Below are 26,268 nucleotides of genomic sequence, written 5' to 3'. Positions count from 1 at the left end.
AGGATGTATACAGCACAAGGCAGGATCAAACAAAGTGAGCTGTTGACCCAATACATGCCACTGGTGCGACGTCAGGCCTTAACGCTGCAGGTAAGATTGCCCGCAAGTATTGAGCTAGATGATCTGATCCAGGCAGGCATGGTGGGGCTATTAGAGGCGCTGGGACGCTTCGATGCTGCCCAGGGTGCCACGTTCGCGACGTTCGCCAGCCAGCGGATTCGCGGTGCCATGATGGACGAGCTGCGCACTCGCGACTGGCTGCCGCGCAGCGTACGTCGTTCGGCGCGGGCAGTGGACGATGCGGTACGCCGCTTGGAGCAGCAGTTGGGCCGCCCCCCTGAAGAGGGTGAAATTGCCCGCGAGCTGGAGATGCCCCTGAGCGAGTACCAGCAGCTGTTGAATGACACCAACAGTGGTCAACTGCTGCCGTTCGAAGAGCTGGTCGCCGATGGCGGTGAGCCGGCGGGTGACGATGCCCAGCATCGGCCGTTTGACCAATTGCTTGATGAGCAGCAGCGACACACCTTGATCGAGGCCATCGAGGCATTACCCGAGCGTGAAAAGCTGCTGATGGCGCTCTATTACCAAGAAGAGATGAACCTTAAAGAGGTCGGCGCGGTGCTGGGCGTCACCGAATCGCGGGTCTCCCAGCTACACAGTCAGGCGGTGAGCCGTCTGCGCGCGCGTTTACGCGATCACGATGAATCCTAATACCCACTCACCCTACTCGGCGAGGAGCCGTTGATGAACCCATCTACGTTGATCGGTATCTTTGCCAGCATGTTGCTGCTGGTAAGCGTGCTGTTCTTTACTGCAGAGTCGCCCGAAAGTTTTATCAATGTGCCGGGACTGGCCATCGTCATCACCGGTACGCTGGCGGCGACCTTCATCAGCTATCCGTTGAAAGAAGTGCTGCGAGTGGTGCGTTTGGTGGGCTTGGTGTTCCGCCGTGAGAATACCTATGTGCGGGACGACATCAACGAGCTGGTGTCCATGTCGCGGCTCTGGTTCAAAGGTGACGTGCGGGCCGTCGAACGGGAGCTCGAGCACACCCGCAACCCGTTTCTACGAACCGGTATTCAACTTGTGATCGCCAATACCAAAGAGGATGAGATTTTCGACATGCTGCGCTGGCGTATCGCCCGCTTGAAAGCCCGCGAACACGCCGAAGCGCAAATTTTTCGCACCATGGCGACCTACGCGCCCGCTTTCGGCATGATCGGCACGTTAGTGGGGCTGGTCAACATGCTCGAAGTCATGGATGCCGGAGACCTTCAGGTCATCGGCCCCCGCATGGCGGTAGCACTGCTGACCACCTTCTACGGTATCTTGCTGGCCAACCTCGTGTTCAAGCCCATTGCCGTCAAGCTGGAGCGGCGCACCGAGGAGCGGTTGATTACCATGAACATGGTGCTCGAAGGGATTTCATTGATCACCAAGCGCCGCTTGCCATCGTTCATTGAAGAGACGCTCAACTCCTTCGTAGCGAACTACCACGATGAGATCCGGGACGCCAACGTCAAACCCCGCCCCGACGTTGGCTCCGCATTGAAAGGGTAGCGCCATGCTTGACCGCGACTCACGGCATGCCCTGGAGCTGCCCGCTGCAGTGGGTGAGAGTGACGAGAGCTGGCTAACCAGCTACTTGGACGTACTCACACTGCTCATCACGCTGTTCGTTCTGCTGCTAGCCTTGGCGCCGCCGAGCGGCGGCGAAGGGCAGAGCCACGAGGCCCTGAGCGTCGCCAGCGCCGTGACCTCACTGCCGCTCGCTAGCTTGGCCACGGGTATTCAGCCACGCCATGAAGGGTTGCAACCTCATATGGCGGGACTCGACATTCCCGGTGTAAGCGTCTCGCAAGGTCAAGAGGGCGTGACGCTGCGCATCGACGACAGCCTTTTGTTTCCCAGCGGCAACGATGTGCTAACGCCCCAAGGGCAAGATGTGTTAGAACGACTCTCTTCCGTGCTGGCGACTTTCGATGGGCAAATCTCCGTTGAAGGTCATACCGATAACGTGCCTATCTCGACGCCGAGGTTTCCATCGAACTGGGAGCTCTCAGTAGGCCGTGCCATTGCGGTCGTGCGCCAATTAGAGCGGCAAGGCATTGCCATTTCACGTATGCGGGCGGTCGGTTATGCCGACACCCAACCCATGGAAAGTAACGCTACCTCGGAAGGGCGAGCAGCCAACCGGCGCGTTGAACTGCTGCTGAGGCAGCAGGTCGAGGGGTAAAGCACTATCTCGAGGCTATCTGCGTGTCGAAGCATCACTCGCTACTACAATCGTTTGGCGCCGTCATGGTGCTCGACGGTGAGAGTCGGCGCATTCAGGCGGTCAGTCGCAACCTAACCAAACTGCTGGGATTGGCAGACACCGAGCTCCGTGCGATTTCCCCCGCCACCGTGCTGGGCAAGCGGTTGAGCCAGCGATTGCGCCAAGAGCTGCATGGACGCCAGCGGTTAGCGAGCCCGCTGGCCTTCCGTCGGCTACATGACACTACGCGCCTGCAGGTTCACGCTTATCGCACGCATCGCCACGTGGTGGTCGAAATCGAGCCCCTCAGCCCGCTGGGCAAACGACGCCTGCTGGGGACCGTCAACGAGCGCTTGATGCGTCTAGCCGAAGCGACCCATCAAGAAGAACTGCTGGATTATTTAGTGACCGCCGTGCAACAGCTCACCGGTCATGATCGCGTCTCGGTCTGTCATTTCGACAGCGATTGGCACGGGCTGATCGTCGCCGAAGCGCAAGGCGGGCACCTGCCTGCGCTGCTGGGCCAACGCTTTCCTGCCAGTGACTTTCCGATCACGCTGCGCCGCACCTACGAGCGCCATCCGATCCGTTTGATTCATGACGCCAGCGCCCATGCAGAACCGCCGCTGCCGTGTACGCCAGAGGGCGAGAGCGTCGATTTGCGCCACTGCTTTTTACGTGCCCCCGCGCCGGAGCGTCAGCGCTACTTGCAACGGTTGGGCGTACGCGGTGCGATGAGCCTGGCCATGCAGGGCGACACCGGGCTGTGGGGCTTGCTGTTCTGCCACTCGGCAGCGCCTCATCCGGTGTCGCCGCCAGTCCGCGATGCCGTTCGCACCCTCGTCCAGATGGCGACCCAGCGGCTTTTGCTACTCAGGGCTCGACAAGAGGCCCGCTATCTTCAGCGCGTACAAGATAGTTTGGTGCTCTCGACGAATGCCCGTGTCGAGCCGCAAAGCCCCATCGAGTTGTTGTCAGCCCAAGCGGAGACATGGTGCTCGCTGTTTCGCGCCCACGGTGTTGCACTGTGGCTGAAAGGCAGCGTTTACGCGGACGGTCATACGCCCGACGCCGCAGTCGTCGCTCAGTTCGTCAAACGGCTCGACAAAGCGCATCGACACAGCGGGCCTTGGTGTACCCGTGGCGTGGCCAGCGAGCCCTTGACCGAATCCCTGAACATGCCAGACCAATGTGGCATTCTGGCCGTGCCGCTGCCCATGAGCGTGGCTCAGCGCGGCTGGCTGATCTTCTTTCGCCCCGAGCAGGTAGAAACGCTTTACTGGGCGATGCAACCGACCTCGGCACCGCTACCCCCGGTGATGGTGGCGCCGTCGGCGGCCTGGTGCGAAGAGGTAGTGGGCAAAAGCGAGGCGTGGCAGCGCGTCGAGCGCCTGGCGGTGATGGACCTGGGAGAAGACCTGACGCTGGCGATCTCCGCTTACGAGATCAGCACGCTGAACATGCATTTAGAGCGTGAGCGTAAGGCGCTTGCCGCTGCTAATCAGCGCTTGGAGCAGCTCGCCCACTTCGATCCGCTCACCCAGGTGTGGAACCGCTACCGTATCGAACAGGCCATCGATGCCGAACTGGTCGCGGCCAAACGGTACGGCGCTGCCTTTGCGCTGCTGCTATTCGATGTGGATCACTTCAAGCAGATCAACGATACCCACGGACACAGCGTGGGCGACGACGTGCTGGTATCGCTGGCGCGCCTGGTGGAAACCTCGCTACGTGGCTGTGACCACCTGGGCCGCTGGGGCGGCGAAGAGTTCGTGGTGCTCGCCACGCACTCGGACATGGACGCCGCGGTCGGCTTGGCTGAGCGGCTGCGTAGCCTGGTGGCGACACTGCACGTCAGCGGTCTGGATCAGCCCATCACGGTGAGCATCGGTGTCGCCATTTGGCAGCCCGGCGATAGCTGTAAAACGTTGATGGCCCGGGCCGACGCTGCCATGTATCGAGCCAAGCGTAGCGGCCGTAACCGCGTAGAACTCGCCGAAGAGCGCGTGACTTAAGGCGTGCGGGCCGTCTCGGCGGCCGCACTGCACAACGCTTGCATGCGCGAGATGGCCGCATCTGCACCCGCCAGGCTAAAGGTCATGTACCAAGGCTCCCGCTCGTTCTGATCGAAGCCAAGGAAGAGCTGTTCCCCCGACTGCATTTCCTCGATCAGCGTCTCCATATCTTGCAAATAGAAATGGGCATAAAAGCCGTCATCGCCGCGCTCGGTAATGAACTCCGCCATGGTGTCGATGATCGGCTGGTCGTCGATGCGTAGCCGCGTCGGCACGAGGTTCACCGCACGGCTTTCGCCTTGCTGTTGCGCCAGCGTCACTCGCATCTCGAGCCAAGGCAGGTCGCAGACACCCTGGGTCGTGTTCACGCTGAGCGTAGCGTCTGAGTAGCTGTGGGTCTCCACGGCGCGGAAGTGGCGTTCGTCGCCAAGGCTAAGGGCCATCGACTGCCAGTGCCCGTGGGGTTCGGTAGAACTCACGTTGAACGTGGCCGCCAGCGCCGGGTTCGCCAGCAGGAGCGTGGACAACGCGTAGGAAGAGAGTGCGCGAGTGGGGCTCATAGATCGTATCGTCATCGAAAACCCTAAGCCTATAGCGTGTTGTGAATAATCAAAAGGGTAAGGTGCTGTTTTTTCTATATCTAGTGGGTTTGTCTAAAAAAAGCAGCCGATATAGTAGAAAGTCGGGGCTATACTCTCTGGCGATGCCTTGTATCATCGGGCCGTTTTAGCCGCTATTGATCCCTCGTGAAGGAGTTTCGTGACATGAACACCGCAGCCAAGGCGATGAAGACATCCAGTGAGGTCCCTCTGCAGGCCCCCTCAAGAGAGATCTGGGATGCCAAATATCGGTTGAAAGATCGCCATGGCCAGCCGGTAGATCAGGATGTCTCGGCGACGTTCGAACGCGTGGCGCGCGCGCTAGCGGCCGTCGAGGGCGAGCACGCTGACGAGTGGCTGCCCAAGTTCCGCTGGGCGTTGGAGAACGGCGCGATTCCCGCCGGCCGTATTCTCTCCAATGCCGGTGCCGACGCCTACAAACCCGCCGTCAGTCTGATCAATTGCACCGTCTCGCGTACCATCCATGACTCCATGCGCGATATTCTCGATTCCGTGGTCGATGCTGGGATGACCCTGAAATCGGGCGCGGGCATTGGCTACGACTTTTCGACGCTGCGACACAAAGGCGCTTTCGTGTTTGGCGCAGGCGCGGGCACCAATGGCCCGCTGGCCTTCATGGATATCTATGACAAGATGTGTTTCACCGTGGCATCCGCCGGGGGACGTCGCGGTGCCCAGATGGGGACCTTCGATGTCGGTCACCCCGACGTGCGGGACTTCATCCAGGCCAAGCGTGAAGCCGGGCGGCTGCGCCAGTTTAACCTTAGCCTGCTGATCACCGACGAGTTCATGGAAGCAGTGAAGCACAACGCCGACTGGCCGCTGGCTTTTCCGCTGCACCCAGGTGAAAAAGAGGACGTTAGTGCTGACGACATCATTTACCGCGACTGGCCGGTGATCGAAGAGGGCTACACGGTGGATGATCAGGGGCGCGTGGCCTGCCGCATTGTCGAAGTGATCAAGGCCCGCGAGCTGTGGGACACGATCATGGCCTCCACCTACGACTACGCCGAGCCAGGCTTCATCTTGATCGATCAGGTCAACCGTATGAACAACAACTGGTTCTGTGAAGATATTCGCGCGACCAACCCGTGTGGTGAACAACCGCTCCCACCAGAAGGGGCCTGTCTACTGGGATCGGTCAACTTGACCAAGTTCGTGATCGAACCGTTTAGCGCCGAGCCGCGCTTCGACTGGGAGCGCTATCGTAACGTCGTGGCGATCTTTACCCGAATGCTCGATAACGTAGTGGAAATCGCCGGACTGCCGCTTCCCCAACAGCAGCGCGAAATCGAAGCCAAGCGCCGCCACGGCATGGGCTTTTTAGGGCTCGGTTCGACACTGACCATGTTGAAGATACCCTACGGTTCTCAGGCATCGCTGACGTTCACTGAGGAAGTGAGTCGTCACCTCGCGTTGGAAGGGTGGAAGCAAGCGCTGGAACTCTCTAAAGAGAAGGGCATGGCGCCGGTGCTCGAAGAGGAGCACACCATCACGCCAAAAATGATGCGCGAGCGCCCACAGCTGGCCAGCGACGGTTACGAGGTCGGTGACAAAGTGCCGGGCCGCATTCTGCATGCCCGCTATAGCCAATACATGGCCAAAGTGGCCGAGCTGGAGCCGGACTTGGTGGCGCAGCTCGCCGAGCACGGCGCGCGGTTCACTCATCACAGCTCGATTGCCCCGACGGGCACTATTTCGCTCTCCATGGGCAACAACGCCTCGAATGGTATCGAGCCGTCGTTCTCACATCGCTATTTCCGCAACATCATTCAGTCCGGCAAAAAGACAAAGGAGCAGGTGGAAGTGGTCTCCTTCGAGCTGGCCGCCTATCGCCACTTCATCGCTGCCGATGCGGTAGAAAGCGATCTGCCGGATTACTTCATCACCGCCGACTCGGTGTCGCCCGAACAGCACGTCGCCGTGCAGGCCGCCGCGCAGCAGTGGGTAGATTCTGCCATTTCCAAAACGGTCAACGTGCCGACCGAGTTCCCGTTCGAGCAGTTCCAAGACCTCTATTTGCAGGCGTATGAGAGCCGTTTGAAAGGCTGCACGACCTTCCGCTTCAATCCAGAAGCGTTTCAAGGGGTGCTGGTGCGGGAAGACGATCTCAAGAACACCACCTACGTCTTCGAACTAGAGAGTGGCGAAACGCTGGAACTGACGGGCGATGAAAAAGTGCTCTATGACGGTGAGGAGCACAACGCGGCCAACCTGTTCGATGCCTTGAAAGAGGGCACTTACGGTAAGTGGTAACCAGCGCACGCGTAGGCTTGAGCAACGGTCAAACATTGGGAGAGAGCGTTATGGCGGTCGAAATCACGTCGAAAATTGTCGGTTACCGAATCAAACAGCCGGAACGGCCTACCCCCGAGCCCGTGTTGGCCGAGGAGGACCCGCTGACGGTCCGTATCCCCTCGCGTCCGGAGGGGACGCTGGAGGCGGTGTCGGAGAAGATCTCCTACGTGGGGGCCGAAGGGCGTAAGAAGGTCTATTTGCTGGTGTCGTTCATGCCGGTGGAGGGGGTGGTCGGTGGTAAGCGCGTGGTGATCGAGCGCCCGGTGGAGTTTTTCTTTCCGTCGGGCCAGCTCTCCAGCGAGCATCAGTGGATCACTGCCACGATGCGTAGCCTGTCGCTAGCGGCGCGGGGCGGCTATGTCACGCAGGCCGTGGCGGATCTTCGCAAGGTGGCCTGGGATAAGGGATTGGTGCGCTGTGGCATGAATCGCTGGGATAAGCCCATGTTTCACGATTCTGAAGTGGCGGCGATTGCTTGGTCGATTCAGCAGATTCTCTATCGGCGTGGCTTTCTGGATCAGGACGGCCACCAAGTGCCGGTCGAGACGCTGGTTGCCCGCTACGCCCACCGAATGCAGCATGGCCATGCTTGGCAGCCCGAGGAGCGTCCAACTGTCGATGAGGCCTCAGGCGCGCCTGTATCCGCCAGCGGCGCGCCGGCCACCGTGGGCACCTGCCCCGAGTGCCGAGGGGACTTGATCATGATGGATGGCTGTCCTACCTGCTACGCCGGATGCGGCTGGTCCAAGTGTGGCTGACGCGCCCCCTTTGCTAAGTGCTGCGCGCTGGGCCAGCGGGCGGCACACGTCGCATCAGCCGTCATCGGAGGATCAACCGTCGAGCAGGGGGCGGACGTTATCGGTCAGGTAGCAGTCATCGAACTCTCCTTCCGTGGCCAGAGCATCCAGGTCGGGAATCGACACGTGGTGGCGGTCGCGGAAGACCAAACCATCCTCGCTGAGCGCGCTGAACGTGCGGCTGACATGCACCGGGCTCAGCCCCAGAATATCGGCCAGCTGCTCTTGGGAGAGCGGGAGACGGAACTGCCCACTAATATCGTCATTGGTTTGGCGTAGGCGCAGGTACATTTCATGGAGGAAGTGGGCCATCTTTTGGCGCGCGCTGCGCCGTGCGAGGTTCACCAACCGTTCGGTGAGCAGCGCCTGCTGACGGCCGCCGATGGCGAACATCACCGAGGTGAGCGGCAGCGACTCACGAAAGAGATCGAGCATCCGTTTATGGGGGAAATGGCAGGCCACTCCGTCCGTAATCATGCGCACGTTCTCGAGACGCTGAGAAAACGCAAACTCCCGCAGGCCGATGATGTCCCCGGGGAGGAAAACTTCGAGAATCTGCCGATCACCATTTTCTAGGTGACGGTAAGAGTAAGCCCAGCCGCTGCGCAGCGTGCAAAACTCGTTGGCAGGGGCGCCCATCTCCCATAGTAGCGAACCAGCCTTGATGTCGTCAGGGCTCTCTTCGAGTGAATTGAGCAACTGCTTTTCGTCGTCTGTCAGCGTACAGTAGTGGCTAAAGTGGCGAATAATGCAGCTCTTATCCTGTTCCACGCGTGCTTCTCCTCGTGCAAACCACCTTTGTTAAACGGCGTCGTTACTTACTATAAGCAGTCGTCACGCGGCATGCTCGCTCTTTTGCGTCTCCCGGCGCGTTTGCGCCGGGACGGCCGCTTAAGAGGTGGTTGACGCGCGGTGACCCCGCTCGAGAAGCGGGGCCAAAAAGCGCCCTGTATGCGAGACGTGCTGCTTGGCAAGCTGCTCCGGGGTGCCTTCGGCAATGATTTGTCCGCCACCCGAGCCGCCTTCCGGGCCCAGGTCGATTAGCCAGTCAGCGGTCTTGATCACATCCAGATTGTGCTCGATCACCACGATGGTATTGCCGTGATCGCGCAGGCGATGCAAGACCGTGAGCAGTTGGCGAATATCCTCGAAATGCAGTCCCGTGGTGGGCTCATCCAGAATATAGAGCGTTTTCCCGGTGTCGCGCTTGGCGAGTTCGCGGGCGAGCTTCACTCGCTGGGCTTCACCGCCAGAGAGGGTGGTCGCGCTCTGGCCCAAGCGAATGTACGAAAGCCCAACGTCCATCAGCGTTTGTAGGCGGCGGGCGATGGCAGGCACTGGGCTGAAAAATGCCAGGGCGTCCTCCACGGTCATCTCCAGCACTTCGTGGATGGTTTTACCCTTGTAATGAATATCCAGCGTTTCGCGATTATAGCGCTTCCCTTTGCACACGTCGCAAGGCACGTAGATATCCGGCAGAAAGTGCATCTCGACCTTGATCATGCCTTCGCCCTGGCACGCCTCGCAGCGCCCACCTTTGACGTTGAAGCTGAAGCGGCCCGGTTTGTAGCCCCGTGAACGTGCCTCTTGGGTGCCCGCAAACAGCTCACGAATGGGCGTGAAAATGCCGGTGTAGGTGGCCGGATTAGAGCGCGGCGTGCGACCAATCGGACTCTGGTCGATATCGATCACTTTATCGAGCTGATCGAGGCCCTCGGCCTTCTCATATGGCGCGGGAGTGAGCGTGGTGGCACGGTTGAGCTCGCGGGCCGCAATCGGCATCAGGGTGCCGTTGATCAGCGTCGACTTGCCCGAACCGGATACTCCGGTGACGGCAATGAAGAGCCCGAGCGGCAGGCTGAGGGTGACGTTTTGCAGATTATTGCCCGTCGCGCCGTGTACCACTAGCTGCTTATCGGGATTGCCGGGAATGCGATAGGGCGGCACGGCAATTTCGCGGGTGCCAGAGAGATATTGACCGGTCAGTGAGTGAGGGTTGTCCATCACCTGCTGAGGCGTGCCTTGGGCGACGATTTCACCGCCGTGCACCCCGGCACCGGGGCCAATGTCCAGCACATGGTCCGCCGCGCGAATGGCGTCCTCGTCGTGTTCGACCACGATCACGGTGTTGCCCAGGTCGCGCAGCCGCTCCAGGGTTTTCAACAGGCGATCGTTATCCCGCTGGTGCAGGCCGATGGAGGGCTCGTCCAGGATGTACATGACGCCTACCAGCCCCGCGCCGATCTGGCTGGCCAGACGAATGCGCTGGGCTTCGCCGCCCGAGAGGGTGTCGGCGCTGCGCTCCAGGTTCAGGTAGTCCAGGCCCACGTTGACCAAGAACTCCAGGCGCGCGTGGATCTCGTTGACGATCTTGGCGGCGATCTCGCCTTTACGACCGGGTAAGTCGAGCTCGGCAAAGTAGTTCCACGCCTCGCCAATCGGCAGGTGGACGATATCGGCAATGTTGTGTTCGTCCACGTAGACATGGCGCGACTCTTTGCGTAGCCGCGAGCCGCCGCAGGTCGTACACGGCTGGACGGCGATGTACTTGGCGAGATCGTCGCGCACCATGTTGGACTCGGTTTCGCGATAGCGGCGCTGCATATTGGGCAAGACACCCTCGAACGCATGCTCCCGAGTGACTTTGCGGCCGCGATCCCCCACGTACACGAACGGAATTTGCTCATTGCCGCTGCCGTTGAGAATGATGTCGCGCTCGTGTCGCGCTAAGTCCTGCCAGGGCGTTTCCAGCTCGAAGCGGTAGTGCTTGGCCAGTGCTTGTAACTGGGTGAAGTAATAAATGTTGCGCCGATCCCACCCTTTAATGACGCCTTCCGCCAGAGATAGCTCCGGGTGGCTGATGAGCTTGTCGGGGTCGAAGTATTGTTGAACGCCCAAGCCATCGCAGGTCGGGCAGGCCCCCGCCGGGTTGTTGAAAGAGAACATGCGCGGCTCGAGTTCGGAGAGCGAGTAGCCACACACCGGGCAGGCAAAGCGCGATGAAAAGGCGAGATCCTCCTGCTCGCCATCCATGAAGTGAATCATCGCCGTGCCGTCGGCCAGGTTCAGCGCCGTCTCGAACGACTCTGCCAGCCGCTGGGCAATGTCGTCGCGTACTTTGAAGCGGTCGACCACCACGCTGATATCGTGTTTTTTACGCTTATCCAATGGTGCGATGTCGTCGAGTTCGAGCACTTGACCGTCGATCTGCACCCGCACGAACCCCTGGGCACGCAGCTCGCTGAGCAATTGTAAATGCTCGCCTTTGCGGCCCTTCACCACTGGGGCCAACAGCATTAGCTTGGTGCCTTCGGCGAGATTCATGACTTGGTCGACCATTTGCGAGATGGTCTGGGCTTCTAGGTCTTCCCCGTGCTCGGGGCAGCGCGGTGTGCCGGCGCGGGCAAACAGCAGGCGCAGGTAGTCGTAAATTTCGGTGATCGTACCGACCGTCGAGCGAGGGTTATGCGAGGTGGACTTCTGCTCGATGGAAATGGCCGGAGAGAGTCCCTCGATGTGATCCACATCGGGTTTTTCCATCATCGACAGGAACTGTCGCGCGTAGGTGGAAAGCGACTCCACGTAGCGACGCTGCCCCTCCGCGTAGAGCGTATCGAACGCCAGCGATGACTTGCCGGAACCGGAGAGCCCGGTAATGACAATCAGTTTGTCACGGGGCAGCTCCACATCGATCTGCTTGAGGTTGTGGGTGCGGGCACCCCTGACCAGAATGCTGTCCATCAACACCTCGAATCGCGTGGCAAAAGCGTAATTATACGTTTGCTGTACCCTTCCCGGCAAAACTGTCTCTGCTGTCGCCACCGCGCTGGCGTTTCCAGCGTGGTGACAAAGCGCTAGAATGGTCGGTTATCTCAGGCCGTTCTGGCCCATCCACCATACACAAGGGCACTATGCGCAAGGTTTCCGCACTGCTGCTGGCCGCTGAACGCCGTGCAATCAGCGGCTTGGCTGGCCTTTACGCGTCTCGTATGCTGGGACTCTTCATGGTTCTGCCGGTACTCGCGCTCTATGCTGATACGTTGGCAGGTGCAACGCCGCTGCTCGTGGGGGTCGCGTTAGGCATCTATGGCCTTACCCAGGCGTCGCTGCAAATTCCGTTTGGCCTGCTCTCTGATCGTATCGGGCGCAAGCGAGTGATTGCCATGGGGCTTGTGATTTTCGCCGTCGGTAGTGTGATCGCTGCAATGGCGGATACGATTGTCGGCGTGATCGCCGGGCGCGCGCTGCAGGGCGGTGGCGCCGTGGCGGCGGCCATCATGGCGCTACTGGCCGATCAAACCCGCGAGCAGGTTCGCACCGCCGCCATGGCCACCATCGGTCTTTCGATCGGCGTGTCGTTTGCCATTGCCATGGTGCTTGGTCCCTGGCTGGCCGCCTGGGCCGGTCTCTCCGGCGTGTTTTGGTTTACCGCCCTGTTGACGCTGGTGGGACTGGTGGTGCTATGGCGCTGGGTGCCGCCCGCTCCGCGCCGGTTGCGCCACCGCGACGTTGGGCTGGATCGCAAACAGTTCAAGAGCGTGATGACTCGACCCGATTTGTGGCGACTGGATCTATCGATTTTTGCGCTGCATTTGGTACTGATGGCCATTTTCGTCGCCATTCCGTTTCGCTTGCTCAATGCAGGCGTAGCAGCGGAGTACCATGGGCTTGCCTATCTCGGCATCATGGCACTGTCATTCGTCGCCATGGTGCCGCTGGTCATCGTCGCGGAAAAACGTCAGCGGATGAAGCTGATGTGCCTGCTGGCCATTGGGGCCATTGCCTTGAGCCTGGCGAGCCTGGGGATGTCGCTCTCGCAAGGACGTTGGCTGTTCGTTTGGTTGTTCGTGTTTTTCACCGGATTTAATTTGCTGGAGGCGACGCTGCCCTCCATGCTCAGTAAGCTGGCCCCAGCGGGTGCCAAGGGGACGGCCATGGGGGTGTACTCCACCAGCCAGTTTTTAGGCGCCTTTTTAGGCGGCACGCTGGGCGGCTTGTTAGCCAACGTTTGGGGGTTGAACGCCGTCTTCATAGGCTGTGCCTTGTTGGCGCTAGGGTGGTGGACGGCCATGTGGCGTATGCCGTCGCCGCCGCCGCTCTCGAGTGAAGTGATGGCGCTGCACGAAACGCAGCCCGATGCGATGAACCTGTTGATGGAGCATCTTGCCGACGTGGTCGGCGTAGAAGATGTGATGGTCGTGCCAGAAGAGCGTTTGGTCTACTTGAAGGTCAATCGCGACGCATTGGACCAGGCGGCGTTGTCGAGACTGATGTCGCCGCCACGAACCTAATGACTCACCGCTGGCTTAGCTGTGACCAGCTGTCAGTGACCGCTAATGTACACGATGAATGATGAGGAGCGACCTTATGGCGCGCGGGATTAATAAAGTTATTTTGATTGGCAACTTAGGCCAGGATCCGGAAGTCCGTTTCACTCCCTCCGGTACCGCGGTGGCGAACCTGAACCTGGCCACCTCTGATACCTGGATGGATCGTCAAAGCGGCCAGCGTCAGGAGCGCACCGAATGGCATCGCGTGGTGCTGTTCAACAAAACGGCCGAAATTGCCCAGCAGTACCTGAAAAAGGGCTCGAAAGTCTATATCGAAGGCCGCCTGCAAACGCGCAAATGGCAGGATCAAAATGGCCAGGACCGCTACAGTACGGAGATCGTCGCCAACGACATGCAGATGCTCGATGGCCGCAGCGGTGACTACCAGGGCGGCGGTGCGCCGCAAGGTGGCTATGCCCAGCAGGCACCTGCTCAGCAGGCCCCGCCGCAGCAGAACTATGGCCAAAACTATGGTCAGCAGCAGCCACCCCAACAAGGTGGTTACCCCAATCAAGGCGCTCCGCAGCGCTCTGCGCCGCCCCAGCAGCCTGCGCCTAACCAGCAGAACAACAGCTACGGTGCGCCTGATCCGGGCAATTTCGACGACTTCGACGACGAAATTCCGTTCTAACGCTGGCAGGCGTTCGTCACCGCATGACGCAAGAGTTTACGTTCTTGGGTTGAGGAAGAGGGTCTGTCTTGAAGCTGCTGATACTGGATGCCGGGCACTGCTTGAGTTTAGCATTGGCTCGGGAAGCGAGCCGGCGCACCGATACCGAGCTGGTAATCGAACAGGGCCTCGCCGTTTCGGCGAGCCAGCTGCAGGCCATCGCGCCCGATGCGGTGATCATTCCGCCGCTGGCGCATCCGCTGAGCATGACCCCTGCCGAGGTAAAAGCCCATGCGGACGCCGTGGAGCGCTGCGTGGATGCGTGTCAAACCCAAGGAGTGGCGCTGGTCTGGTGCGTGTCCGATCAGCTTTACGAAGAGGGATTCGATATCCCCATCGATGAGCACGTCGTGCCCGCCCCACGCGACGAGTGTTTGCGCCGCCTCGTCCAGACCGGCGACCGCATTCGCGCCGACTACCACCGACACCTGATCGTGCGCTTGGGGCCCCTGTTCGCGCTGGAAGGCAGCCACGCTTGGCTGAATGAAATCATTGATAGCTTGGTGACCGGGCAGGCGGTTCGGGCCGCCGAGGATGTCGTCTGTTGCCCAACATCGGCCGATGCAGTGGCGATGGCGCTCATCGGTATGCTGCAGCAGCAGGCCTGCGGGGCCGACGCTTGGGGGGCCTACCATTTGGCAGGGACGGAGCCGGTCAGTGCGTTCACCTTTACCTCGATGGTGCGCACACAATTGGCGACACACCTGGAGGGCCGAGGTGAGACGGTCGCGCTAGGTGAGGTGCAAGCACTGAACCATCACCACGATGCTAAATTACGCCGCGTATTGAACTGTCGCCGCGTGCTGGATGTGTTTGGCGTTCATCAAAAGCCATGGCGGCTGGAAGTTGGACGCATGCTGGATGCTTGGTGTCTCACCCGCGACCAGCAGCCCGATGACGTTGGGACAGGAGAGTCAGTTTGATCAATGTGGGTCGCAGCCTGCTGTTTTATGTAGGTTATTTCACTGCCATGCTGCTCATTGGGGTGCTTTTTTTACCCATCGCACCGTTTCTGCCACTGGCGGCTCGCTATCGGCTGTTGAATCTCTACAACTACTTCTTGATGGTGTGGTTCCGCATTGCCTGCGGTGTGCGCTATGAGATTCAGGGGCGGGAGAATATCCCGTCAGGGCCCTGCGTCATTCAAGCCAATCACCAGTGTGAGTGGGAGACGGTCTTTCTGCAGGTGATGAAGCCGCCGGTGTGCACCGTGCTCAAGCGCGAGCTGCTGCGCATTCCCGTTTTTGGGTGGGGGCTGCGCTTGCTACGCCCGATCAGTTTGGATCGCTCCAAGCCCGCGCGAGCCATGAAACAGGTGCTGACACAGGGCGTCGAACGCCTGGGCACTGGCCTGTCTGTCCTGATTTTCCCAGAGGGCACGCGGGTAGATCCTGGCGTGCGCAAGCGCTATAACAAAAGCGGTAGCGTCGTTGCTTGCCGAGCCGGTGTGCCGGTGCTTCCCGTTGCTCACAATGCCGGTGAGCGCTGGCCTGGTCGTCACTGGGTCAAGCGCCCAGGGGTGCTTCGCGTGCGCATTGGACCGCCCATCGCGACCGAAGGGCGCACGCCCGACGAGGTGTTGGTGGATGTCGAAGCCTGGATCGAGGGGCAGCTGCAGGAGATTTCCGAGGTCCCAAGGCCCGTGGCTCGCTAAGCGACGCTGAGCAACTATCCACACATATTCACGCAAAAACGGCGCCCGAAGGCGCCGTTTTTGATGCCGTACATGGATATCAGCCGTCGTAGCGCTGGAACACCAAGCAGGCGTTGGTGCCGCCAAAGCCAAAGCTGTTGGAGAGCACGCGCTCGAGGGTGACGCCGTCGCGACGCTCGGTCACGATATCGAAACCGTCGGCCTGCTCGTCGAGCTGCTCGACGTTGGCAGAAGCGGCCACGAAGTCGTGCTGCATCATCAGCAGCGAGTAGATCGCTTCCTGTACGCCAGTGGCACCCAGCGAGTGGCCGGTGAGCGACTTGGTCGAGCTCATGGCGGGCGTTGAGTTGCCGAACACGCTTCGAATCGCTTTCAGTTCAGCGACATCGCCAACCGGCGTCGAGGTGCCATGGGTATTGATGTAGTCGATATCGCCCTGCACCGTGGCCATGGCCTGATGCATGCAGCGCATCGCGCCCTCACCAGAGGGGGCCACCATGTCATGGCCATCCGAGGTCGCGCCATAGCCGACGAGCTCGCCATAGATCTTGGCGCCGCGCGCTTTTGCATGTTCGAGCTCTTCCAGCACCAGCATGCCGCCACCACCGGCGATGACGAAACCATCGCGGGCCTGATCGTAAGGGCGAGAAGCTTTGTCCGGGGTGTCGTTATAGTGCGTAGAGAGAGCACCCATGGCGTCGAACAGACACGACAGCGTCCAGTGCTCCTCTTCGCCACCGCCAGCAAAGACTACGTCCTGCTTGCCGAGCTGGATCTGCTCCATGGCGCTACCAATGCAGTGGGCCGAGGTCGCACAGGCAGAAGAGATGGAGTAGTTCACGCCTTTGATCTTGAACGGCGTGGCCAAGCAGGCGGATACCGTACTACCCATGGTGCGGGTCACGCGGTAAGGGCCAACGCGGCGCAGGCCTTTCTCGCGCATGAGATCGGCGGCTTCGACCTGATTGGCGCTAGACGCGCCGCCCGAACCGGCAATCAGGCCGGTGCGCTCGTTCGACACTTGCGCTTCGGTCAGACCAGCGTCTTCGATGGCTTGAGCCATGGAGACGTAGGCGTAAGCCGCTGCATCGCCCATGAAGCGGCGCAGCTTGCGGTCGATCAGCGTATCGAGATCGATATCGACACTGCCCGCCACATGGCTGCGGAAGCCGCGCTCGGCGTACTCTTCCTTGAAACGAATACCGCTGCGCCCGCTTTTGAGCGCGTCTAGGACCTGTTGCTGGTCGTTGCCTAAGCACGACACGATGCCAAGGCCGGTGACTACCACTCGTCGCATGGGAGCCTCCTGTTAGAAATTCGCAGTGGAGGTGAATAGGCCAACGCGCAGGTCATTAGCCTGGTAGATATCGCGCCCGTCGACGGACACGGTGCCGTCGGCGATGCCTAAAATGAGCCGACGGGTAATGACGCGCTTCATGTTGATGCGATACGTCACTTTTTGAGCGTCGGGCAAAATTTGGCCGCTGAATTTCACTTCGCCGCAGCCTAGCGCACGGCCTCGGCCAGGATGGCCAAGCCAGCCCAGATAAAAACCTACCAGCTGCCACATCGCGTCGAGACCCAAGCAGCCAGGCATCACCGGGTCGCCGGGGAAGTGGCAGTCGAAGAACCACAGATCCGGAGTGATATCCAGCTCGGCGATCAGTTCGCCTTTGCCGTGTTCACCGCCCTCTTCATGGATATGCGTGATACGGTCGAGCATCAGCATGTTGGGGGCTGGCAGCTGTGCATTGCCTGGGCCAAAAAGCTCGCCACGCGAGCAGGCCAGCAGTTCTTCGCGATCAAAGGAGTGTTGCTTGGTCACTGAATCGTTCCGAGTATGAAGATGGTTGTTGCGCCTAGTCTACTTCCCGAGACCACCGAATGCACGTCACGGGCGCCTTATCGTCACTTTCTAATGCTTTTTAATGATTTGCCAATACGGCAATCGTCATGAGTGTAACGTTTCACTTAGCGAATTCGCACAATAAACGGCCTATTGACGTAATATGCTCTATCCAAGTTTTGGGTTAGACGGCATGATGTCGTCGACCCTTGTTTTTAGTTAGTGACTGCTGATAGGACAACAAGACCCGCCATGTGGCTGCCTGTTTCTCTTAATCGTCCGCTGGTTTGGGTAGCGCTCATGGCGCTGCCTGCGTGTGTATGGATTCCTGATACCGCGCTGCGCATGGTGGCCGCCAGCTTGGTTACGTTGGGTTTATGGGATGCTTGGCACCAAGTTCGTCAGCAGCGGTTGCGCCTGCGGCTTGCCCAAGATGCCATGGGGTTGGCGGGGGATGCCATGGTCATCAGCGACGTGCAAAATCGCGTTCTGGCCGTCAATCCGGCCTTTACCGACATTACCGGCTACGAGAGTCAGGAGATGGTCGGCCGCAAGCTTGAAACCCTCGCGGCGCAGCGCCACGACAAAGCCTTCTATGAAAGCTTTTGGAGCACCCTCAAAGCCACGGGCCGTTGGGAAGGGGAAATGTGGAACCGCCGCAAACATGGCGATGAGTACCCCGAGTGGCTCAAGGTTCGTGCCGTGACCGACAAACGCGGCAAGATTACCCACTTCATCAGTCTGTTTACCGATATTTCGGCGCAAAAGGCTCGCGAGCGTGACCTGCGCCGCATCGGCTACGAGGACCCGCTGACCGGGCTACCTAATCGTCGCCGCCTGCATGACCTAATGGCCTCAAGGCTGCGCCACCTGCGCGCGGGTGAGAGTTTGGACATGGCGCTGATCGATATCGATGGTTTGAAGTCGGTCAATGACAGTCTGGGCGTCGAGCAGGGGGATCGGTTGCTTGCGCGGTTTGCTCAGCGGCTCACCAGCTACATGGCGGGCAGCGTCGTCGGCCGCCTGGGGGGTGATGAGTTTTTGGTGATTCGCACCACCACCTTCGATGATCACGACAAATGGATCATGACCCTGCGCGATCATATGTGCAGCCCTTTCGAGATCAATGAGCAGTCGCTGCGCCTAGGGCTGACCATTGGCAGCTGCCGCGCACCCGAAGATGGCCGCGACTCCGGCGTGCTGTTTCAGCGTTTGGAGTCCGCCTTGTATAGCGCCAAGCGATTGGGGCGTAACCATAGCCAGCGTTTTCGACCAGCCTTGGACAAGCAGGATAATCCCCAGCTGGCGCTGGTCAGCGATCTGCGCGCCGCGCTGGTGTCCGGTGACCAGTTAGAGCTTCACTACCAAACTCAGCACCACCCAGGCAGCGGTGAGCTGATGGGCATGGAGGCATTGCTACGCTGGCGCCATCCGCAGGATGGCATGATCTCGCCGGGCGAGTTCATTCCTCTGGCCGAGCGTCATGGTCTGATGGCCGAGCTAGGTAGCTGGGTGATCGAGAAAGCGTGTGCTCAGCAAGCACACTGGCAAAACAGCGGTATGCCCAAAGTGACCGTGTGGATCAACATCTCGGCGCTGCAGCTCTTTCAGGGCGATCTGGAAACCCAATTGGCGACCTGCTTGGAGCGCTATCAGCTCAAACCGTCGCAAATTGGTCTGGAGCTCACCGAGTCGGTGCTGCTGGACGAGCGTGCCGGCGACATGGGCCCCCGCCTACAGGCGCTTCGGGCGCTTGGCTACGCCATTGCCATCGACGACTTCGGTACCGGCTATTCATCGTTAGGCTATTTGAAACGACTGCCGGTGGATAAGATCAAACTGGACCGTGCGTTCATCCGCGAGCTCCCCAATGACCAAGCCGATGCGGCCATCGTCACGGCGGTGTTGGCCATGGCCGATGGGATGGGACTGGAAGTCGTGGCGGAGGGCGTTGAAACTCAAGCCCAGTGTCAGTTTTTGATCAAAGCGGGCTGTACGCTGGTGCAGGGATTTTACTTCGCCAAACCGCTGCCTGCCTCCGAGCTAGAGCAGCGCTGGTCGCCGGTGGCGCTTGCCGAGGGTGTTCATTGAGTCGTTGCAGCGACCCGCCGTGCGTAGTAGCTAATGCCTAGGCAAAGCGCGGCCCAGATGACCGCTTGCACCGGCAAAAGCCACGCTGCCAAACTTACGTTGGCCAGCGCCGCGCCTCCCAAATAAGAGAGTGGGCCACTGATCGCCCCGCACGCGGCGGCAATCAAAGGGTAGCGCCATAGCCAAGCAAGCGAGTGAAATACCAGCGTGGCGAACAGCGGCCAGAGCATCCATAGCCATACGGGCAGCAGTCCCGCAACGAGCGCTTGGTCGCCAAAATCGAAGCCGCCTGCCACATGTAGTCCGCCATCCAGCGCCAGCCCCAATAGAGCGAATAGCCCGATGAAACGCCATTCGCCGGGTTTGGCCCAGTGCCAAAAGTGCCAGCCCAGCAGTGCCGCCCCGCTGATCGCGGCGATCCATGAGCCGCCCAGCACACATAGCAGCCAGCCCGCCTCGAAGCGCAGCGCATTGAATAACATCGCGCGTACTGGCATGGGGGAGGGCGACGCCATTTACAGCGCTCCGGTGAGCGGGGCCGGTTTGGCCGCTGGCTTGGCCAGCAACAGGTGGCAGGTGCCGATGGAGCGCTCGATAAAGCCGCCTTCGCAGTAACACAGGTAGTAGCGCCACATACGAATGAAGCGCTCGTCATAGCCTTGGCTACGTACCTGGTCGAGACTCGCCTCGAAACGGTGGCGCCACTCCCGCAGCGTCCGTGCGTAGTGCTGGCCAATCTCATCGAGCGCTACGACGTTGAGAGACGTTTTACGCATTACGCTCGAGAGCATGGCGTGATGGGAGGGCAAAAAACCACCGGGGAAAATGTAGCGCTTGATGAAGTCCATGTCGCGTTTGGCCTCTTCGAAGCGCTGGTCGCGAATGGTGATCGCTTGCAGCATCACTTGACCATCATCGGTCAGCAGGCTGTCGATCTTTTCGAGATACGTATTGAGATACTGATGTCCCACCGCCTCGATCATTTCTACCGAGATCAGCCGATCGAAACGTCCGGTCAGCTCGCGATAATCCTGCTTCAGCAGCGTGATTTTATCTTCCAGCCCTTCTTCTTTGATGCGCAGGGCGGTATGTGCGTACTGCTCCTCGGAAATCGTCGTGGTGGTCACCCGGCAGCCGCGTGTCTTGGCAGCGTGAATGGCCAAGCCGCCCCAGCCCGTGCCAATTTCCAACAAGTGGTGCTCGGGGCGAACGTCCAGCTTCTCGAGCATGATGTCGAGCTTATAGGTCGAGGCCTCTTCCAAACTGGCTTCCGGGTAGGGGAAGACGGCGCTGGAGTACATCCAGTGGCGTGTATCCAGGAATGTCGCAAACAGATCGTTACCGATGTCATAGTGCGCGGCGATATTGCGCTTGGAACCGGACAGACTGTTGCGTTGGAAGCGGTAAGCCAGTCCCAGCAGCCAGCGGGTGAGGCGAGCGCTACCGTTCTCCATCTGGCCATTGACATGATCCAGATTGGCCGCAAACAGGCGGACCAACGCCACCAAGTCATCGGCGTCCCAATCGCCGTCCATATAGGATTCTGCGGCACCGACGGTGCCGCCAAAGGCGAGCCGCTTCCAGGCGCGTGAGTGACGGATCACCACGGTGACTTGTAGCGGGCCCTCCTGACCCAGGTGATGGCACTGGTTGCCCTCGATCAACGTGATGCGTCCGCCGCGAAAGGCATCCAACTGAGCCAGCAAACGGGGTTTTAGCCAGCGAGTGAAGCGGTCTTGGCGCGCTGGCTGGCTATTGGGAGGCGTGGTACGCAGGGTGGTCATTTTGAAGTCTCCTTGCGCTTAGGGTGGTTATAAACGGGGATGCGCTTGAGCCACAGGCGAAGCGCTTCAAAATGGATTCCCGCGACCGTTTTCAGACTCATCCAAGGGTGCTTGGCGAGGGTGGCCAGGAGCACGCCGCGCGTGGCGGGCGCTGCATCGAGCGTGAGCGTAGCGTCGAAATGGCGTTGTTCGTGCTGCCAGTTCTCCATATGCAGATAGAGCTGGTCGCCGGGCGAATTGAATTTCCAGCGATAGGTCATCTCCATGGGGTTGAAGGGCGACACGTGCATGGCTTTAGCAAAGCGTGCCTGATGCGCGTGGCGGTCGGTCTCGACATGGCAGGCGTAGCAAGTACGCTCGCGCCAGGGCATATTGGTGACTTCACCCAGCACGGCGGCTAGGCGTCCCAGCTCATCGTAGGCGTAGTACACGGTGATAGGGTTGAACATCGTGCCGAGGGTGCGCAGTTGGGTCAGCATGCAGATACGACCGTTAGGGGCGCTGCCTAGCTGGCGGGCCAACTCTTCCCGCACGGCGGTGCGCAGCGGGCGGTCCGTCGGGGCCAGATAATCTTCGCGACGAAAGCGCGCCAGCGCCGGGCGTCGCGCGCTGAATCCCGGCACGCCGTCGAAGAGCGTGGGGAGCTCATCGAGATCGAGCCACGCCATCCACATCTGATAGCTAAACGTGTGAACCTTGGGCGTAAAGCGGCGGTGGCGAAGCGTACCGCGATAGATGCGCGAGCGCGGCGCAGCGATCATCCCAGCCCCTCCCCAACGCTGTTGGGCATCAACTCATGCGCGGGCAGCGCCGTCGGCGTGGTGGGCGGCTCAGCGGCTTCGTCACAGCCCAGTGCCTGCGCCACACGTAGCGCGCTCCAAACGCCGTCCTCATGAAAACCGTTGCGCCAGTAGGCGCCGCAGAAGTGGGTGCGCCGTGCCACCGACGAGATCTCGTCGTGGCGCATTTGAGCGGCCTGACCTGCCAGCGTGAACTGGGGATGGGCATAGGTGTAGCGGCCAAGCACCTTGGTCGGATCGATACTGTCGGAATCGTTCAGCGTGACGCAAAACGTGGTGTCTGCTGCTAAACGCTGCAGGATGTTCATGTTGTAAGTGACCGATACTCGCTCGTCGGCGCCGCGGCCATCCAACCGGTAGTTCCAGCTTGCCCAGGCGCGCTGGCGGCGGGGCAGCAGCGAGGTGTCGGTGTGCAGCACGACCTCGTTGTCCTGGTAAGGCATTGCTCCCAGGATCTCGCGCTCGGCGGCAGAGGCATCTCCTAGCATGGCGAGCGCTTGGTCAGCGTGACAGGCCAGTACGACCTGGTCGAAGCGTTCGCTGCCCTGGGCCGTGGTCACCACGACACCCGTGTCGCTGCGAGTGATGTGGGTCACCGGGGTGTTGAGACGGATGCGCGACGCATAGGGCGCGGTCAAGCTAGGGATATAGCGCTTGGAGCCGCCCACGAGGGTATACCATTGGGGGCGGTGGTTGACCGATAGCAGTCCATGGTTGCGGAAAAAGCGAACGAAAAACGTCAGTGGGAAAGCGCGTAGATCACCAATGCTCGCCGACCAGATGGCGGCCCCCATGGGCAGCAGGTAACGACGCTGGAACGCGTCGCCGTAGCCGTGTCTATCGAGGTACTCACCCAGCGTCATGTCCGCCGGTAGCCGTTTGCTCTCTAGGTCGGCGGTGGCCTGTTTGTTAAAGCGTAAAATATCGCGTAGCAGACGATAGAACGAGGGATTGAGCAGATTGCGGCGCTGGGCGAAGAGCGACGTGAGCGTATGGCCGTTGTACTCGAAGTCGACGTCCGTCTCATGCACCGAAAAACTCATCTCGGTGGCTTGGCTGGGCACGCCGAGGGTCGCTAACAAGCGTTGAAAATGGGGGTAGGTCCAGTCATTGAAAACGATGAAGCCGGTATCGATGGCGTAGGGCTCGCCATTGACCTCGACGTCCATGGTGGCCGTATGGCCGCCTAGTCGACGATCGGCTTCGAACAGCGTCACCTCATGCTGTGAGGATAGGTACCATCCGGCGGCCATCCCGCTGATGCCGCTGCCAATAACCGCAATGCGCTGTGACGCTGTGACGCTCATGGTGACTCCTTGGTTTGCCGCGTCATGCGCAGGCCAATCCATCGCCGCAGGGCGGGGGGTAAAATGCCCAAACATTTGACGATATAGGTAAACCGCCGTGGGAAATGGATATCCAGGCGACCTTTGGCAAGCCCTGCAATGATCGCCTTGGCGGCTTCGTCGGCCGTGACCTGCATGGGCATAGGAAAGTCGTTGCGGTCGGTGAGCGGTGTTTTCACGAAGCCCGGGTGGATCAAGCTGACGTCGATGCCTTCCTGGTGCAGATCAAGACGCAGAGATTCAAGAAAGTAACTCACGGCGGCCTTCGACGCGCCGTAAGCCTCCGCGCGAGGCAGCGGCAAGTAGGCCGAGGCGCTCGATGTCGCGGCCAAGCGTGCTGGTTTGCCTTCCTGACGAGCAGCACGCAGCAGCGGAAGGGCGGCGTCGACGCCATACAGCGTGCCAAACAGGTTTGGAGTGAAAACACGTTCGACGAGCGCCATATCAAAGTGTCGCGCGTCGAGATACTCGCAGGTGCCCGCGTTGAATAGTGCAACGTCTAATGCGCCCAGCCATTCGCGAATCTGCTCACCGGCGGCTAATACGGCCTGATGGTCGCTGACGTCCAGGGGCAACGGATAAGCGTTGTCATGGCCATTGCAAAGCGCATGCAATGCCTCTTCGTTGCGGGCGCTCAATACCACGCGGTGTCCCTGTTCGATTAACTGTTTGGCCAGCGCTTCACCAATGCCGGAGGTCGCGCCGGTCAGCCAGATACGTTGGGACGTATTCCATGTGCTCATCCTGCTCTCCTGTAGCGGCCTGTTAGCACGCAGCCTGCGTGCGTATCAACGAGGTCACACGACTCAACCCAGGCGCTGCTTTAACCAGCGTATGACACGTCCCATGATGGGAAGGTGCTCGTACAGCATGGCCCCAGCATCGAAATAGTCGCGGTGACGCGACACTTTTCCGTCCTCGGTAAACGTCAGCGCACTGCAACCCTCCACACTCACTGGCCTTCCCCGGGCCAAGCGAGGGTGAACGAACTCCATGGTCCACGTCACGAACGCTTGATACCCCTGCATCTGCTGGGTATGGAACGTGAAGCGGCAGCGCTCAACGTTTTCGTACATCGTGGCGAAGTAGCGCTCTAGCGCCTTGCGACCCTCAATGTGATGTAGCGGATCGTTGAAAACAACTTCCTCAGTATATACCTCGTATAGTTTTTCTGTACAGGTGTTGTCTAGTTTGTTGAAGAAAGCACAAAACTTGGCCAAAGCGCGGTCGTCGGTCATCGCACACTCCTTGCAAGTGACAGGGCGTCATGATGAGAGAATGGTAGGTAGATAGGCAGCATAGCGGCACATGGCCGCCATGAAGAGGCGTATGTGGCGGCTACTTCGAGAGCGCTTTGAAGGCGTCGAGTGCCCGCTGGCGCGCCGCTTTGTGATCGACGATGGGCGCTGGGTAATCGATGGGATCGAGCATGTCTTTTGGTGGGGCGTGTCGCGCTTTGGCTGGCAGCGATGCAAGCTCGGGCAGCCATTGGGCGATGAACTCGCCGTCGGGGTCGAAGCGAGTCGATTGGGTGGTGGGGTTGAAAATGCGGAAATAGGGTGCCGCATCGGTTCCCGTCGAAGCGGCCCACTGCCAGCCGCCATTGTTGGCGCAGAACTCGCCATCCACCAAGTGGCGCATGAAAAAAGCCTCACCACGTCGCCAGTCGATCAGCAGGTGTTTGCTCAAGAACATGGCCGTGATCATGCGCAGACGGTTGTGCATCCAGCCGGTCGACACGAGTTGGTGCATGGCAGCGTCCACGATGGGGTAGCCGGTGCGGCCCTCGCACCAAGCGGCAAAGCCGTCGTCGTCATCGCGCCAGTCGAGCTGCTTGGTGTGTTCTTGAAACGGCTGGTAGCGGCACACCTGGGGGAAGCCGACCGCCACATGCTGATAAAACTCCCGCCACACCAGCTCGTTCACCCAGGCCGTCAAGCCCGCGTCGCCGTCGGCGAGGCTCCCGCCGTTTTCGCTCATCACGGCTTGTAGGCACTGGCGATACGAGATCATCCCCAGGGCTAAATAGGGTGACAGCTCGCTGGTTCCCCGCACCTTGGGAAAATCGCGCTGATCCTTGTAATGCCGCCCGCGAAAACGCAAGAAGCGCTCCAAGTTGTCGCTAGCGGCGTTTTCGCCTGCGGGCCACTGGCGGCCATCCAGCGGCTCGTCGTCGAGCGCGGGCAGAGACGGAAGCGAGTCGCTTTGGATCTCGAGGGGCGACTGGGCTTCTGGCGTGTCGCGCAGCGCAAGCTGATCCGCCGTTACCTGTTTGTGCCACGCTTTCGCAAAGGGTGTAAACACGCCGTAGTAATCGCCTTTGCCGGTCAGCAAACTGCCTGGGGCAAAGGCAACGGCGTCATGGTGACCATGAGCAGTTATCTCTGCCTGTTGAAAGGCCTTCAGTACTGCCTGATCGCGGCGCTGCTCGTTGAGCGGATACTCGTAATTGAAGTGTAGCCGCTCGACGCCGTACTTCTGGGCAATCTCCAACAGCGCTTGAGGGGCGTCGTCGTAGCGTTCGATATCGCGGTGCAGAAGCGGGATGTTCAGACCGTTGAGCGACGTCTTCAGTGCACTGACGCCGCGCGCCCAAAAATCGAGCTTGTTCGCACCGTGACCGTGGTCACGCCACTGCTCGATGCTGCGTAAAAAAACCGCTACGACCGGCCCTTTGGCGGCAGCGGCGGCGAGTGCGGAATTGTCATGAATACGTAAATCGCTGCGAAACCAAACAAGCTGCAGGTTCATGCAAAATCC

23 protein-coding genes are annotated in these 26,268 nt (G+C 60.1%); 11 read left to right on the top strand and 12 right to left on the bottom strand.

Annotated elements, in window-relative coordinates:
* The first annotated feature begins 3 nt into the window (after nucleotides 1-3).
* Genes MHM85_RS13845 through MHM85_RS13830 form a run of 4 tightly spaced genes read left to right on the top strand, consistent with a single transcriptional unit; the run spans nucleotide 4 to nucleotide 4,272 of the window.
* Complete coding sequence (locus MHM85_RS13845; RefSeq protein ID WP_139527823.1) at nucleotides 4-711, top strand: RNA polymerase sigma factor FliA; 708 nt, start codon at nucleotides 4-6, stop codon at nucleotides 709-711.
* A gap of 33 nt (nucleotides 712-744) precedes the next feature.
* The gene (locus MHM85_RS13840; protein WP_139527824.1) at nucleotides 745-1,560 is read left to right on the top strand and encodes a MotA/TolQ/ExbB proton channel family protein; all 816 of its coding nucleotides are present in this window, start codon (nucleotides 745-747) and stop codon (nucleotides 1,558-1,560) included.
* 4 nt (nucleotides 1,561-1,564) lie between these two features.
* Complete coding sequence (locus MHM85_RS13835) at nucleotides 1,565-2,236, top strand: OmpA family protein (RefSeq protein WP_139527825.1); 672 nt, start codon at nucleotides 1,565-1,567, stop codon at nucleotides 2,234-2,236.
* A gap of 23 nt (nucleotides 2,237-2,259) precedes the next feature.
* Nucleotides 2,260-4,272, top strand: a complete 2,013-nt coding sequence (locus MHM85_RS13830) for a sensor domain-containing diguanylate cyclase (RefSeq protein ID WP_219862361.1) — start codon at nucleotides 2,260-2,262, stop codon at nucleotides 4,270-4,272.
* Here MHM85_RS13830 and MHM85_RS13825 read toward each other — a convergent pair.
* On the bottom strand, nucleotides 4,269-4,832 hold the full coding sequence (locus tag MHM85_RS13825; protein WP_168444417.1) for a hypothetical protein: 564 nt from the start codon (nucleotides 4,830-4,832) through the stop codon (nucleotides 4,269-4,271). The two genes, MHM85_RS13830 and MHM85_RS13825, sit on opposite strands and share 4 nt — an antisense overlap.
* 204 nt (nucleotides 4,833-5,036) lie before the next feature.
* On the opposite strand from MHM85_RS13825, the gene MHM85_RS13820 reads away from it, so the two are divergent.
* Both MHM85_RS13820 and MHM85_RS13815 read left to right on the top strand, forming a co-directional pair.
* Entirely contained in the window at nucleotides 5,037-7,148 is a 2,112-nt protein-coding gene (locus MHM85_RS13820) for an adenosylcobalamin-dependent ribonucleoside-diphosphate reductase (protein WP_219862363.1), read from the top strand.
* 50 nt (nucleotides 7,149-7,198) lie between these two features.
* Entirely contained in the window at nucleotides 7,199-7,948 is a 750-nt protein-coding gene (locus tag MHM85_RS13815) for a ribonucleoside-diphosphate reductase (RefSeq protein WP_219862365.1), read from the top strand.
* A 72-nt stretch (nucleotides 7,949-8,020) separates the two neighbouring features.
* Here the strand turns inward: MHM85_RS13815 and MHM85_RS13810 are convergent, their stop codons facing one another.
* Nucleotides 8,021-8,758 carry a Crp/Fnr family transcriptional regulator gene (locus tag MHM85_RS13810; protein WP_239286275.1) on the bottom strand — a complete coding sequence of 246 codons (738 nt, stop codon included), beginning with the start codon at nucleotides 8,756-8,758 and terminating at the stop codon, nucleotides 8,021-8,023.
* Between the two features lie 120 nt (nucleotides 8,759-8,878).
* Nucleotides 8,879-11,728, bottom strand: a complete 2,850-nt coding sequence (gene uvrA, locus MHM85_RS13805) for an excinuclease ABC subunit UvrA (protein WP_239286273.1) — start codon at nucleotides 11,726-11,728, stop codon at nucleotides 8,879-8,881.
* Between the two features lie 170 nt (nucleotides 11,729-11,898).
* Between uvrA and MHM85_RS13800 the strand changes: the two genes are divergently transcribed.
* From MHM85_RS13800 to MHM85_RS13785, 4 genes are all read left to right on the top strand, one after another.
* Nucleotides 11,899-13,278 carry an MFS transporter gene (locus MHM85_RS13800; protein WP_219862369.1) on the top strand — a complete coding sequence of 460 codons (1,380 nt, stop codon included), beginning with the start codon at nucleotides 11,899-11,901 and terminating at the stop codon, nucleotides 13,276-13,278.
* 76 nt (nucleotides 13,279-13,354) lie between these two features.
* Nucleotides 13,355-13,948: a single-stranded DNA-binding protein gene (gene ssb, locus MHM85_RS13795; RefSeq protein WP_139527833.1), complete on the top strand. Its 594-nt coding sequence runs from the start codon at nucleotides 13,355-13,357 to the stop codon at nucleotides 13,946-13,948.
* A 68-nt stretch (nucleotides 13,949-14,016) separates the two neighbouring features.
* Nucleotides 14,017-14,910 (top strand): sugar nucleotide-binding protein, encoded by an 894-nt coding sequence (locus MHM85_RS13790; RefSeq protein ID WP_139527834.1) that lies wholly within the window; start codon nucleotides 14,017-14,019, stop codon nucleotides 14,908-14,910.
* Nucleotides 14,907-15,641, top strand: coding sequence for a lysophospholipid acyltransferase family protein (locus MHM85_RS13785; RefSeq protein WP_139527835.1), 735 nt, complete (start codon nucleotides 14,907-14,909; stop codon nucleotides 15,639-15,641). The genes MHM85_RS13790 and MHM85_RS13785 overlap by 4 nt, the downstream gene beginning before the upstream one ends.
* Before the next feature lie 79 nt (nucleotides 15,642-15,720).
* Here MHM85_RS13785 and fabB read toward each other — a convergent pair whose 3' ends face one another.
* Both fabB and fabA read right to left on the bottom strand, forming a co-directional pair.
* Nucleotides 15,721-16,938 (bottom strand): beta-ketoacyl-ACP synthase I, encoded by a 1,218-nt coding sequence (gene fabB / locus MHM85_RS13780; RefSeq protein WP_139527836.1) that lies wholly within the window; start codon nucleotides 16,936-16,938, stop codon nucleotides 15,721-15,723.
* A 12-nt stretch (nucleotides 16,939-16,950) separates the two neighbouring features.
* The gene (fabA, locus tag MHM85_RS13775; protein ID WP_139527837.1) at nucleotides 16,951-17,466 is read right to left on the bottom strand and encodes a 3-hydroxyacyl-[acyl-carrier-protein] dehydratase FabA; all 516 of its coding nucleotides are present in this window, start codon (nucleotides 17,464-17,466) and stop codon (nucleotides 16,951-16,953) included.
* A 273-nt stretch (nucleotides 17,467-17,739) separates the two neighbouring features.
* Between fabA and MHM85_RS13770 the strand changes: the two genes are divergently transcribed.
* On the top strand, nucleotides 17,740-19,578 hold the full coding sequence (locus MHM85_RS13770) for a GGDEF domain-containing phosphodiesterase (protein WP_139527838.1): 1,839 nt from the start codon (nucleotides 17,740-17,742) through the stop codon (nucleotides 19,576-19,578).
* Here MHM85_RS13770 and MHM85_RS13765 read toward each other — a convergent pair.
* The 7 genes from MHM85_RS13765 to phrB all read right to left on the bottom strand — a co-directional run bounded on the left by MHM85_RS13765 (nucleotide 19,572) and on the right by phrB (nucleotide 26,259).
* On the bottom strand, nucleotides 19,572-20,093 hold the full coding sequence (locus MHM85_RS13765; protein WP_153843255.1) for a DUF2878 domain-containing protein: 522 nt from the start codon (nucleotides 20,091-20,093) through the stop codon (nucleotides 19,572-19,574). The genes MHM85_RS13770 and MHM85_RS13765 overlap by 7 nt on opposite strands.
* The gene (locus tag MHM85_RS13760; RefSeq protein WP_153843254.1) at nucleotides 20,094-21,362 is read right to left on the bottom strand and encodes a cyclopropane-fatty-acyl-phospholipid synthase family protein; all 1,269 of its coding nucleotides are present in this window, start codon (nucleotides 21,360-21,362) and stop codon (nucleotides 20,094-20,096) included. It abuts the gene before it with no gap.
* Nucleotides 21,359-22,123, bottom strand: a complete 765-nt coding sequence (locus tag MHM85_RS13755; protein ID WP_153843253.1) for a DUF1365 domain-containing protein — start codon at nucleotides 22,121-22,123, stop codon at nucleotides 21,359-21,361. The genes MHM85_RS13760 and MHM85_RS13755 overlap by 4 nt, the downstream gene beginning before the upstream one ends.
* Nucleotides 22,120-23,469, bottom strand: coding sequence for an FAD-dependent oxidoreductase (locus MHM85_RS13750; protein WP_153843252.1), 1,350 nt, complete (start codon nucleotides 23,467-23,469; stop codon nucleotides 22,120-22,122). Before MHM85_RS13750 ends, MHM85_RS13755 begins: the two co-directional genes overlap by 4 nt.
* Nucleotides 23,466-24,251, bottom strand: coding sequence for an SDR family NAD(P)-dependent oxidoreductase (locus tag MHM85_RS13745; protein ID WP_139527843.1), 786 nt, complete (start codon nucleotides 24,249-24,251; stop codon nucleotides 23,466-23,468). Before MHM85_RS13745 ends, MHM85_RS13750 begins: the two co-directional genes overlap by 4 nt.
* A gap of 63 nt (nucleotides 24,252-24,314) precedes the next feature.
* Nucleotides 24,315-24,746: a nuclear transport factor 2 family protein gene (locus MHM85_RS13740; RefSeq protein ID WP_219862372.1), complete on the bottom strand. Its 432-nt coding sequence runs from the start codon at nucleotides 24,744-24,746 to the stop codon at nucleotides 24,315-24,317.
* A 100-nt stretch (nucleotides 24,747-24,846) separates the two neighbouring features.
* Nucleotides 24,847-26,259, bottom strand: a complete 1,413-nt coding sequence (gene phrB / locus MHM85_RS13735) for a deoxyribodipyrimidine photo-lyase (protein ID WP_153843250.1) — start codon at nucleotides 26,257-26,259, stop codon at nucleotides 24,847-24,849.
* Nucleotides 26,260-26,268 lie beyond the last annotated feature (9 nt).

Origin of the sequence: Halomonas sp. McD50-4, from assembly GCF_022348135.1 — a bacterium.
Classification (GTDB): domain Bacteria; phylum Pseudomonadota; class Gammaproteobacteria; order Pseudomonadales; family Halomonadaceae; genus Vreelandella; species Vreelandella piezotolerans.
The sequence above is the reverse complement of the archived record's forward strand: the minus strand, read 5'-3'. Positions and strand labels throughout refer to the sequence as shown.

Bases quoted from the DNA above. Each gene is read 5' to 3' on its own strand.
- phrB (WP_153843250.1), bottom strand. From the start codon at position 26,259: ATGAACCTGCAGCTTGTTTGGTTTCGCAGCGATTTACGTATTCATGAC.
- MHM85_RS13845 (WP_139527823.1), top strand. From the start codon at position 4: ATGTATACAGCACAAGGCAGGATCAAACAAAGTGAGCTGTTGACCCAA.
- MHM85_RS13765 (WP_153843255.1), bottom strand. From the start codon at position 20,093: ATGGCGTCGCCCTCCCCCATGCCAGTACGCGCGATGTTATTCAATGCG.
- MHM85_RS13740 (WP_219862372.1), bottom strand. From the start codon at position 24,746: ATGACCGACGACCGCGCTTTGGCCAAGTTTTGTGCTTTCTTCAACAAA.
- MHM85_RS13755 (WP_153843253.1), bottom strand. From the start codon at position 22,123: ATGATCGCTGCGCCGCGCTCGCGCATCTATCGCGGTACGCTTCGCCAC.
- MHM85_RS13840 (WP_139527824.1), top strand. From the start codon at position 745: ATGAACCCATCTACGTTGATCGGTATCTTTGCCAGCATGTTGCTGCTG.
- MHM85_RS13815 (WP_219862365.1), top strand. From the start codon at position 7,199: ATGGCGGTCGAAATCACGTCGAAAATTGTCGGTTACCGAATCAAACAG.
- MHM85_RS13835 (WP_139527825.1), top strand. From the start codon at position 1,565: ATGCTTGACCGCGACTCACGGCATGCCCTGGAGCTGCCCGCTGCAGTG.
- MHM85_RS13800 (WP_219862369.1), top strand. From the start codon at position 11,899: ATGCGCAAGGTTTCCGCACTGCTGCTGGCCGCTGAACGCCGTGCAATC.
- MHM85_RS13820 (WP_219862363.1), top strand. From the start codon at position 5,037: ATGAACACCGCAGCCAAGGCGATGAAGACATCCAGTGAGGTCCCTCTG.
- MHM85_RS13745 (WP_139527843.1), bottom strand. From the start codon at position 24,251: ATGAGCACATGGAATACGTCCCAACGTATCTGGCTGACCGGCGCGACC.
- MHM85_RS13825 (WP_168444417.1), bottom strand. From the start codon at position 4,832: ATGAGCCCCACTCGCGCACTCTCTTCCTACGCGTTGTCCACGCTCCTG.
- uvrA (WP_239286273.1), bottom strand. From the start codon at position 11,728: ATGGACAGCATTCTGGTCAGGGGTGCCCGCACCCACAACCTCAAGCAG.
- ssb (WP_139527833.1), top strand. From the start codon at position 13,355: ATGGCGCGCGGGATTAATAAAGTTATTTTGATTGGCAACTTAGGCCAG.
- fabB (WP_139527836.1), bottom strand. From the start codon at position 16,938: ATGCGACGAGTGGTAGTCACCGGCCTTGGCATCGTGTCGTGCTTAGGC.
- MHM85_RS13750 (WP_153843252.1), bottom strand. From the start codon at position 23,469: ATGAGCGTCACAGCGTCACAGCGCATTGCGGTTATTGGCAGCGGCATC.
- MHM85_RS13770 (WP_139527838.1), top strand. From the start codon at position 17,740: ATGTGGCTGCCTGTTTCTCTTAATCGTCCGCTGGTTTGGGTAGCGCTC.
- MHM85_RS13760 (WP_153843254.1), bottom strand. From the start codon at position 21,362: ATGACCACCCTGCGTACCACGCCTCCCAATAGCCAGCCAGCGCGCCAA.